The 9,861-nt window shown below is 73.1% G+C and carries 8 protein-coding genes; 2 read left to right on the top strand and 6 right to left on the bottom strand.

Going from position 1 to position 9,861, the window contains the following annotated elements:
- Nucleotides 1-123: 123 nt before the first annotated feature.
- The 3 genes from ACFV6D_RS05425 to ACFV6D_RS05435 all read right to left on the bottom strand — a co-directional run bounded on the left by ACFV6D_RS05425 (nucleotide 124) and on the right by ACFV6D_RS05435 (nucleotide 2,563).
- On the bottom strand, nucleotides 124-1,173 hold the full coding sequence (locus ACFV6D_RS05425; RefSeq protein ID WP_063349637.1) for an SPFH domain-containing protein: 1,050 nt from the start codon (nucleotides 1,171-1,173) through the stop codon (nucleotides 124-126).
- A 10-nt stretch (nucleotides 1,174-1,183) separates the two neighbouring features.
- Nucleotides 1,184-1,594 (bottom strand): NfeD family protein, encoded by a 411-nt coding sequence (locus ACFV6D_RS05430; RefSeq protein ID WP_063351462.1) that lies wholly within the window; start codon nucleotides 1,592-1,594, stop codon nucleotides 1,184-1,186.
- A gap of 177 nt (nucleotides 1,595-1,771) precedes the next feature.
- Nucleotides 1,772-2,563: an ABC transporter ATP-binding protein gene (locus ACFV6D_RS05435; RefSeq protein WP_063349636.1), complete on the bottom strand. Its 792-nt coding sequence runs from the start codon at nucleotides 2,561-2,563 to the stop codon at nucleotides 1,772-1,774.
- 148 nt (nucleotides 2,564-2,711) lie between these two features.
- Between ACFV6D_RS05435 and ACFV6D_RS05440 the strand changes: the two genes are divergently transcribed.
- Nucleotides 2,712-3,515, top strand: coding sequence for a hypothetical protein (locus ACFV6D_RS05440; RefSeq protein ID WP_063349635.1), 804 nt, complete (start codon nucleotides 2,712-2,714; stop codon nucleotides 3,513-3,515).
- 54 nt (nucleotides 3,516-3,569) lie between these two features.
- On the opposite strand, the gene ACFV6D_RS05445 is transcribed toward ACFV6D_RS05440, so the two are convergent.
- The 3 genes from ACFV6D_RS05445 to ACFV6D_RS05455 form a co-directional block, all read right to left on the bottom strand.
- Nucleotides 3,570-4,250 (bottom strand): response regulator, encoded by a 681-nt coding sequence (locus ACFV6D_RS05445; RefSeq protein ID WP_380558534.1) that lies wholly within the window; start codon nucleotides 4,248-4,250, stop codon nucleotides 3,570-3,572.
- Nucleotides 4,243-5,400: a GAF domain-containing sensor histidine kinase gene (locus tag ACFV6D_RS05450; RefSeq protein ID WP_063351461.1), complete on the bottom strand. Its 1,158-nt coding sequence runs from the start codon at nucleotides 5,398-5,400 to the stop codon at nucleotides 4,243-4,245. The genes ACFV6D_RS05445 and ACFV6D_RS05450 overlap by 8 nt, the downstream gene beginning before the upstream one ends.
- Before the next feature lie 227 nt (nucleotides 5,401-5,627).
- Nucleotides 5,628-8,213, bottom strand: a complete 2,586-nt coding sequence (locus ACFV6D_RS05455; RefSeq protein WP_380426125.1) for an FHA domain-containing protein — start codon at nucleotides 8,211-8,213, stop codon at nucleotides 5,628-5,630.
- A gap of 212 nt (nucleotides 8,214-8,425) precedes the next feature.
- Here ACFV6D_RS05455 and serB point away from each other — a divergent pair, with 212 nt between their 5' ends.
- Entirely contained in the window at nucleotides 8,426-9,682 is a 1,257-nt protein-coding gene (serB, locus tag ACFV6D_RS05460; RefSeq protein ID WP_063349632.1) for a phosphoserine phosphatase SerB, read from the top strand.
- The last annotated feature ends 179 nt before the right edge of the window (nucleotides 9,683-9,861 follow it).

The raw sequence follows: 9,861 nt of genomic DNA on the forward strand, positions 1-9,861 counted from the left end.
CCCTCTCGCGCTCCACACCACACCACCCACCCCCCCCCCCACCCCACCCCCCCCCAACCCCCCACGCTGGGGGCCCCCCCCCGGGGGGGGGGCGCCCCCCCCCGGGCCGGACGGTTCAGCCGGTCACTCCGGGTCGATCTTGCGGTACTCACGGGCCGGGTCCACCCGGGGGCGGGCGGCACCCTTCTCGGTGTCCACCGGGCGCGGGCCGGCCGCCGGGTCGAGCGGCACCTGGGTGGCCGCGGGGGCCGCCGGCGGCACGCTCGGGGCGGCGACCGCGCCGCCGTTGATGCCGGGGTTGCCGGTCAGCCCGCCGAAGGCGCCGCCGAGGCCCTTGAGGGCGTCGCCGACCTCGCTGGGGATGATCCAGAGCTTGTTGGAGTCGCCCTTGGCCAGCTCGGGCAGGGTCTGCAGGTACTGGTAGGCGAGCAGCTTCTGGTCGGCGTCGCCGTCGTGGATGGCCTCGAAGACCGTCCGGATCGCGGCCGCCTCACCGTCGGCGCGCAGCACCGCGGCCTGCGCCTCACCCTCGGCCCGGAGCACGTCGGCCTGCTTCTCACCCTCGGCCTTGAGGATCTGGGCCTGCCGCTGGCCCTCGGCGGTGAGGATCGCGGCGCGCTTGTCACGGTCGGCGCGCATCTGCTTCTCCATCGAGTCCTGGATGGAGGTGGGCGGCTCGATCGCCTTCAGCTCGACGCGGTTGACCCGGATGCCCCACTTGCCGGTGGCCTCGTCCAGGACGCCGCGCAGACCGGCGTTGATGACCTCGCGCGAGGTCAGGGTGGATTCGAGGTCCATCGAGCCGATGATGTTGCGCAACGTGGTGACGGTCAGCTGCTCGATGGCCTGGATGTAGCTGGCGACCTCGTAGGTGGCCGCGCGCGGGTCGGTGACCTGGTAGTAGATCACCGTGTCGATGTTGACCACCAGGTTGTCCTGGGTGATCACCGGCTGCGGCGGGAACGGCACGACCTGCTCGCGCAGGTCGATCCGGTTGCGGACCCGGTCGATGAACGGGACGACGATGTTCAGGCCTGCGTTGAGCGTCCGGGTGTAGCGGCCGAAGCGCTCCACGATCGCGGCGCTGGCCTGCGGGATGACCTGGATCGTCTTGATCAGCGCGATGAAGGCCACCACGACCAGGACGACCAAAACGATAAGGACGGGTTCCACGGACTCTCCCCTAGACGACCAGGGCGGTCGCGCCCTGGATTTCGACGACGTCGACCTGCTGCCCCGGTTGGTACACGCTGTCCGGGTGGAGCGCGCGGGCCGACCAGATCTCGCCGTTCAGCTTGATCCGTCCGCCCTCCCCGTCGACGGTTTCCGCGACGACCGCGGTGGCGCCCTGGAGCGCCTCGATGCCCATCTTGATGTGCGGGCCCTGCCGCAGTTGCCGGTAGGCGATCGGGCGGACGAAGACCAGCAGCGAGACCGAGACCGCGATGAAGACCAGGGTCTCCCAGACCGCGCCTCCGCCCAGCCCGGCCACGCCGGCGGCCGCCAGCGCACCGACCGCGAACATGGCGAACTCCGGCATCGCGGTCAGCACCAGCGGTATGCCGAGCCCGACGGCGGCCAGGAGCCACCAGATCCAGCTGTCCACGTGTCCATCCTAGGGAGCGAAGGGCCTTCGAGGCGGACAGTTCCCGCAGGTCGTGGGGCGGAAACCGGTCGCGCGTGCGACCGGTCCCCGGAAACCCGACGACATCGGAGCGTGCGAGGCGCGTACGAGGTGCGTACGAGGTGCGTGCGAGGCGCGGACGGGGGCTCAGCCCAGCGGCAGGCCCTGCGCGGACCAGCGGTCCCCGTGGCGCTCCAGGGTGAGCGGCAGGCCGAAGCACTTGGAGAGGTTGCGGGCGGTCAGCTCGGTGTCGATCGGACCGGCGGTGAGCACCTTGCCCTGGCGGATCATCAGGACGTGGGTGAAGCCCGGCGCGATCTCCTCGACATGGTGGGTGACCATCGCCATGGCCGGGGCGAACTCGTCCTGGGCGAGCGCGCCGAGCCGGCGGACGAGGTCCTCGCGGCCGCCGAGGTCCAGGCCGGCCGCGGGCTCGTCGAGCAGCAGCAGCTCGGGGTCGGTCATCAGGGCGCGGGCGATCAGGGTGCGCTTGCGCTCGCCCTCGGAGAGGGTGCCGAACTTGCGGCCGGTGAGGTTGGACATGCCCATCCGGTCGAGCAGCGCGAGCGCGCGGGACTCGTCGAACTGCTCGTAGGTCTCCTGCCAGCTGACCGTCATGCCGTAGGCGGCGGTCAGCACGGTCTGCAGCACCGTCTGCTCGGCCGGCAGCTTGTCGAACATGGCGGCGCCGGCCAGGCCGATCCGGGAGCGCAGCTCGAAGACGTCGACCTCGCCCAGCTTCTCGCCCAGCACCGACACCTTGCCCGCGGTCGGGAACAGGTAGGTGGCGGCGATCTGCAGCAGGGTGGTCTTCCCGGCGCCGTTGGGGCCCAGGATGACCCAGCGCTCCCCCTCGGAGATGGACCACGAGACCTGGTCGACCAGCGCGCGTCCCTCCCGGACCACGGATACGTCCACCAGCTCCAGCACGTCGCTCATGCCTACGCCTTCCCCAATACAAGAATTTCGGCCGTCGGTGCGGGCGGCGAGCCTACTCCGGCAGCCGGTGGGCACGGGGTGGGTGCGCCGCACACGCATGGGCAAACCTACGCCACGCGGATGACCGCCGATTCCGTAGGCTGGCCGGATGCTCGCGACTCCTCCCGACAATCCGTACGAAGAACCCCGTTCGGGGCGGCTGACCGCGTGGGGCAACGCCCTGCTGGCCGGTCTGGTGCCGCCGGACAACGCCGCCGCGGCCGTGCTGGGCGACGACGAGAGCCACCGGGTGACCGGGCTGCCCGGGGACGGGCCGGGCGAACGGCACGGCCTCACCTGGGCGCTGGGACGGCTTCGGGTGCTCGGGGTGAAGGGCCTGCGACTGGCGCTGCCGTCCGCCGGGCACCCGCTGGGGCTGACCGGTCCGGCGCCGTTCAACGAGCGGGCGATGGGCGTCGGGGAGGCGGTGCTGGCGGTGGGCGTCCCGCTCGGACTGGTGCCGGAGGTGGAGGTGTTCGGCCCGGCCGGGGACCGTTCGGCGACGGTGCTGTGGCGCTGCCTTGAGACCAACGACACACCGCCGGCCGACGTCCCGTCGCTGCACGAGGCCGAACGGGAGCTGGCCGACGGGCTGCGCGAGGCGACGCTCCTGCTGACCCGGCTGGACGTGGCGGGCGCCGGGCCGGAGGCGCTGCGGGCGCTGGAGGCGTACCGCCGGCGCGGGCACGCCGAACTGCTGGCGCCCGGGTACCCGCCGCGTGCGGTGCGGGTGCTGGAGTCGGCCCGGCAGGTGTCGGCGCTGCTGGCGATCGCCGCGGGCGGGCACGGCGCGGCGGTCAGCGCCTCCGAGATGGCGGCGCGGCAGGCGGTGCTGGCGCCGCTGCGGCGCACCGCCCGGCGGGCGCAGGTGGCGGCGTACAACGCGCTGGTCGACGAGCGCGAGGACCGCTGAGTACGAGAGCTGCTCAGCACGCGGACCGCTGAGCTACCGGGAGCACGCGGGCCGCTAGGACGGGCCGCCGCCGTCCCGCGCCTCGCCGTTGCGGACGGCCCACAGGGCCGCCTGGGTCCGGTCCGCCAGGTCCAGCTTCATCAGGATGTTGGAGACGTGGGTCTTCACCGTCTTCTCCGACAGGTGCAGGCTGCGGGCGATCTCCCGGTTGGAGCGGCCGTCGGCGATGTGGCCGAGGACCTCGCGCTCGCGTTCGGTGAGGGTGCCGCCGCGGCCCTGCGGGGCGCGCGGGCCGTCGTCGGCGAGCAGCGCCTCGGCCAGTTCGGGCTGGAGCAGGACGTGGCCGGCGTGCACCGAGCGGATCGCGCCGGCCAGCGCCTCCGGGTCGACGTCCTTGTAGACGTACCCGGCGGCGCCGGCCCGCAGCGCGGGGACCATCGTGCGGTGCTCGGTGAAGCTGGTGACGATCAGGATCCGGGCCCGGCTGCCCTCGCCCTTGAGCGTGCGCAGCGCCTCGATGCCGTCGACGCCGGGCATCTTGAGGTCCATCAGGACGACGTCGGGGTCGAGTTCGCGGGCGCGGTCGACGCCCTCGGCCCCGTCGGCGGCCTCCCCGACCACCTCGATGTCGTCCTGGACCTCCAGGAAGGTGCGCAGCCCGCGGCGGACCACCTGGTGGTCGTCGACCAGCAGGACGCGGATCGACGGCGTGCGGTCGGGCGTGCTGTCAGGCACCGGGGACCTCCATCTCGACGAGCGTCCCCCGGCCGGGGGCGGACTCCAGGGTGAGCGTGCCGCCGACGGCGGCCGCGCGGTCGCGCATCGAGGCCAGGCCGAGGTGGCGCCCGGCCCGGCGGACGGACTCGGGGTCGAAGCCGTGCCCGTCGTCGCGCACCCGCAGCACGGCGCCGCGCGCGGGCGTGCCGGCCAGGGTGACGGTGACGCGGCCCGCGCCGGAGTGGCGCAGCGCGTTGTGCAGCGCCTCCTGGGCGACCCGCAGCAGCGCGGCCTCCTGCGCGGGCGGCAGGGCGCGGACGCCGTCGGCGGCGAAGGCGACGTCCGCGGTGTGGGCCCGGTCGAGGACCTGCACCTGGGAGGCGAGGGTGGCGCTCAGCCCGTCCTCCTCCAGGGCGGCGGGGCGCAGTTCGACGACGACGGCGCGCAGTTCGTCGGCGGCCTCGGCGGCGAGCCGGGCGACCTCGGCGAGTTCGGCGCGGGCCCGGGCCGGATCGCGGTCGACGAGCGTGGCGGCGGCCTTGGCGGTGAGCCGCAGCGAGAAGAGCTTCTGCGCGACGGCGTCGTGCAGGTCGTGGGCGATGCGGGCGCGTTCGCCGGCCAGGGTGAGTTCGCGGCTGCGCTCGTACAGGCGGGCGTTGGAGAGGGCGAGGGCGGCGTGCGCGGCGAGTATCCGCAGCAGTTCCTCGTCGTGGTCGGTGAACAGGCCGCCGCCGCGCTTGTTGGCGAGGAAGATGACGCCGGTGACCTGCGGTTCGTCCTCGGCGGCCTCGGCGTCCAGGATGGGCATGCCGAGGAAGGCGTCCATCTCGGGGTGGGCGGCCGGCCAGCCGCCGAAGGCCGGGGCCTTGCGGACGTCGGCGAGCCGGGTGGGGCCGGTCTCGTGCAGCATCTTGGCGAGGACGCCGTGCTGGCGGGGCAGCGGGCCGATCGCCCGCCACTGCTCGTCGGTGACGCCGTCGACGACGAACTGGGCGAAGCCGCCGTGGTCGTCGGGCACGCCCAGGGCCGCGTACTCGGCGCCGAGCAGGTCGCGGGCGGAGGCGGTGATGCGGCGCAGCACCTCGCGGACCTCCAGGTGCCGGCTCATCGCGAGCAGCGCCTGGCTGACCGCCTCGATGCCGGCCAGGCAGGGGTCGCAGCCGGGCATCGGGCGGGCGGGGCCGCGCAGGTCGAGGTGCGGGCCGGCCGGGCTCCGGCGGTCGCTGGGCGTGCTGGGCATACCGCCAAACTACCGCCGCCGCGGGCGCCGCCGCGTCGGTCCGCGGCCGGGGTGGGCGCAGGTCCGGGGACCTAGGACTCGGGGCCCGCGCAATGGAGGAGGGGCGGCTCTCCGGTGACGGGAGGGCCGCCCCTCGGCGGGCGGGGCGAAGGGGGTCAGCCCTTCTGCATGACCTCGGGCTCGTGGCGGCGCTGGAGCCGGGTGACGATGACGCCGATGACGATCGAGATCGCGATCAGCGCGCCCGCGTCGATCGCCCACTGGGCGACGCTGCTGGTCCACAGCGGGTCGTACTGGGGGTTCTGGAAGTCCTTGTTCCAGGGGCCCATGAGCTTGGACAGGTCCAGTGTGGTGGCCACGATGCCGGTGCCCCAGCGGGCCGGCATCAGCCAGGCGGCCTGCTCCAGGCCGGGCTTGCCGAAGAGCTGGAACAGGCAGCCGGTGAAGACGACCTGGATGATGGCGAACATGACCAGCAGCGGCATGGTCTTCTCGGCGGTCTTGACCAGGGCCGAGATCATCAGGCCGAACATCATCGCGGTGAAGCTGAGCAGGATCATGCCGATGGTCATCTCGATGATCGGCAGGTCCTTGACGATCAGGCCGTGCTCGGGGAGCTTGCGCGGCAGGAAGCCGACCGCGGCGACGATGGCGCCCTGGATCACGCTGAAGAAGCCCAGCACGATGATCTTGGACATCATGTACGCCGAGCGGGAGAGCCCGGTGGCCCGTTCCCGTTCGTAGATGGCCCGTTCCTTGATCAGCTCGCGGACCGAGTTGGCCGCTCCGGAGAAGCAGGCTCCGATCGCCAGGATCATGAGAATCGTCGCGGCCCCGCTGTTGAGGTGGAGCTGCGTGTTCGGGTTGGGTGCGAGGCCCGCCCCGTTGGGGACCAGCACGCTGACCGCGCCGATGACGGCGGGCAGCAGCACCGACAGCGCCAGGAAGCCGCGGTCCGAGGCGAGGACCGACATGTAGCGGCGCATCAGCGTCCACAGCTGCGAGCCCCAGCTCTGCGGCTTCGGCGGCCGGACGGCCTCCTGGGCGACCTGGGCGTGCTGCACCTCGCCCGACTCCACGTCGGGGGCGGAGTACTGCTGGTAGTGCACCGAGCCGCGGTAGCGGCCGGCCCAGTCGTGGTCCGGGTAGTTCTCGAAGGCCTGGAAGACGTCCGCCCAGGTCTCGTACCCGAAGAAGTGCAGCGCCTCGTCCGGCGGGCCGAAGTAGGCCACCGCGCCGCCCGGCGCCATCACCAGCAGCCGGTCGCAGAGCGCGAGTTCGGCCACCGAGTGGGTGACGACCAGGATGGTGCGGCCGTCGTCGGCGAGACCGCGCAGCATCTGCATGACCTCGCGGTCCATGCCCGGGTCGAGGCCCGAGGTGGGCTCGTCCAGGAAGATCAGCGACGGCTTGGTGAGCAGTTCCAGGGCGACCGAGACGCGCTTCTGCTGGCCGCCGGAGAGCGCGGTGATCTTGTTGTCGGCGCGCTTGTCCAGGCGCAGCTCGTACAGCACCTCGTCGATCCGGGCCGCGCGCTCGCGCGCCTCGGTGTCGCCGGGGAAGCGCAGCTGGGCCGCGTACTTGAGGCCGGTGCGGACGGTGAGTTCCTTGTGCAGGATCTCGGACTGCGGCACCAGGCCGATGCGCGAGCGGAGCTCGGCGAACTGCTTGTAGAGGTTGCGGCCGTCGTACAGGACCTCGCCGCGGTCGGCCGGGCGGTAGCCGGTGAGGGCGCGCAGCAGGGTCGACTTGCCGGAGCCGGACGGGCCGATGACGGCGACCAGGGACTTCTCCGGGACGCCGAAGCTGACGTCGTCGAGCAGGATCTTCTTGGCGCCCTTGTGCTCGACCTCGACGGTCAGGTGGCGGGCGGAGAAGGAGACCGCGCCGGTGTCGACGAACTCCTGCAGCTGGTCGCCGACCAGCACGAAGCTGGAGTGGCCGACGGTCAGCCGGTCCTGCGGGCCCATCAGCTGGCGCTGCACCCGCTGGCCGTTGAGGAAGATCCCGTTGTGGCTGCCGAGGTCGACGATCTCGTAGCGGCCGTCCTGGAGCTGGCGCAGCTCGGCGTGGTGGCGGGAGACCTGGAGGTCGGAGACCACGACGTCGTTGTCGAGCGCGCGGCCGATCCGGACGGTGCGCATGGCGGCGGTCAGGTTGCGGATGATCGTCGGCTGCGGGCCGGCGCCGTCCTGCGGGTCGGGCGGGAAGGCCTGCTGCTGCGGGAAGCCGCCCTGCTGGGGCTGGGGCGCGTGCTGCTGCTGTTGCTGCGGGAACGGCGGCTGGGGTCGGCCCGCCCAGGCCTGCTCGGGCTGCGGCGGGTAGGGGGCCTGCGGCGACCAGCCCTGCTGCGGGGCCGGCGGCTGGGGCGTCGGCGCGGCGCTGCGGCTGGTGGCGGCCTCGTGCCAGGCGGGAGCCTGCGGGGCGGCGGCGTGCGGGGTGGCGTGGGCGGGCGCGGAGAAGCCGAGCCGGGGTCCGTTCTCCGGGTTGCCGAGGTTGACGACGGCGCCGGGGAACAGCTGGGCCTGCATCGTCCGGGCACCGGCCGTGTAGGTGCCGTTGGTGCTGCCGTGGTCGTCCAGCTGCCAGCCGCTGCCGTTGAAGGTGATGGTCCCGTGGTGCCAGGAGACCCTGGCGTCGTCGAACGGGAAGTCCGACTGCGGGTTGCGCCCGATGGTGTAGGACCGCCCGGGCTCCAGAGTCCGCTGCTGTCCGTTGATATCGATGACGAGTTGCGGCACTGCGCGCCTGCCCCGCTCTCTCGGTTCCCCCGAATTGTGCCCCCGACCAGGGGTGCGATGTTTCCGAAACTGACGGGGGGAATCATTCCAGCCTGCTGACCGCCAATAAAAGTCACCCCGGGTGACTGTGACCAGGCTGCTACCCGGCACCCGTCCGCGACGTGGGACGGGTGCTCTGGGCCCGCCGGCCGGCGGGTAGCGTGGGAGGCACCATGAACGCATCGCCCCTGGCCGCTGAGCCCCTCCCCGCCGCCCAGCCCCGGACCGCGGACGAGCGCACCCTGCTCGTCAAGGTGTTCGGCAAGGACCGCCCCGGCATCACCGCCGGCCTCTTCGCCACCCTGGCCGGCTTCGCCGTCGACGTGATCGACATCGAACAGGTCGTGACCCGTGGCCGCATCACGCTCTGCGCACTGGTCACCCCGCCCACCGCTCCCGGCGCCGAGGGCGGTCTGCGGGCCACCGTGCACCGCTGGGCGGAGGAGCAGAAGCTCCAGGCCGAGATCCTCTCCGGCATCGGCGACAACCGGCCGCGCCGCGAGGGCCGTTCGCACGTCACCGTGCTCGGCAATCCGCTGACCTCCGCCGCCGTCTCCGCGCTCACCTCCCGGATCACCGCGGCGGGCGGCAACATCGACCGCGTGTTCCGGCTCGCCAAGTACCCGGTGACGGCGGTCGAGCTGGCCGTGTCCGGTGTGGCCACCGACGAGCTGCGGGCCGAGCTGGCCCAGGAGGCGGCCGCCCAGCGGGTGGACGTCGCGGTGGTCGCGGCCGGGCTGGAGCGCCGGGCCAAGCGCCTGGTGGTGATGGACGTCGACTCCACGCTCATCCAGGACGAGGTGATCGAGCTGTTCGCGGCCCACGCGGGCTGCGAGGAGGAGGTCGCCGAGGTGACGGCGCAGGCGATGCGCGGCGAGCTGGACTTCGCCGAGTCGCTGAGGGCCCGGGTCTCGCTGCTGGCCGGACTGGACGCCTCGGTGACCGAGAAGGTGCGCGCGGAGGTCCGTTTCACGCCGGGGGCGCGCACCCTGATCCGCACCCTGCAGCGGCTGGGCTTCCAGGTCGCGGTGGTGTCGGGCGGGTTCACCCAGGTCACCGACCACCTGGTCGAGGAGCTGGGGCTGGACTTCGCGGCCGCCAACACCCTGGAGGTGGTGGACGGCAAGTTCACCGGCCGGGTGGTCGGCGAGATCGTGGACCGCGCGGGCAAGGCCCGCTGGCTGGCCCGGTTCGCCGAGCAGGCGAAGGTGCCGCTGTCGCAGACGGTGGCGATCGGCGACGGCGCCAACGACCTGGACATGCTGAACGCGGCCGGGCTGGGTGTGGCGTTCAACGCCAAGCCGGTGGTGCGCGAGGCCGCCGACACCGCCGTCAACGTGCCGTTCCTGGACACCGTGCTGTACCTGCTGGGCATCACCCGGGAGGAGGTCGAGGCGGCCGACGAGGTGGACGGCAGCCTGACCGAGTAAGGCCTGAAGACGCACGAGAGGGGCGCGGGGCGGGGGGCGGGCGGCGCCCCGCGCGGGCCGCGCCGGGGGGCCGGGCGGCGCGGGGGGGGGGGGGCGCCGGGCGGGGGGGGCCAGCGGCGCGCCGGTCAAGGCGGTCGCCATGATGGAGACCGAGAAGGTCGACCCGCGCGGTCTGGTGA

Origin of the sequence: Kitasatospora sp. NPDC059812 (assembly GCF_042732075.1) — a bacterium.
GTDB lineage: Bacteria > Actinomycetota > Actinomycetes > Streptomycetales > Streptomycetaceae > Kitasatospora.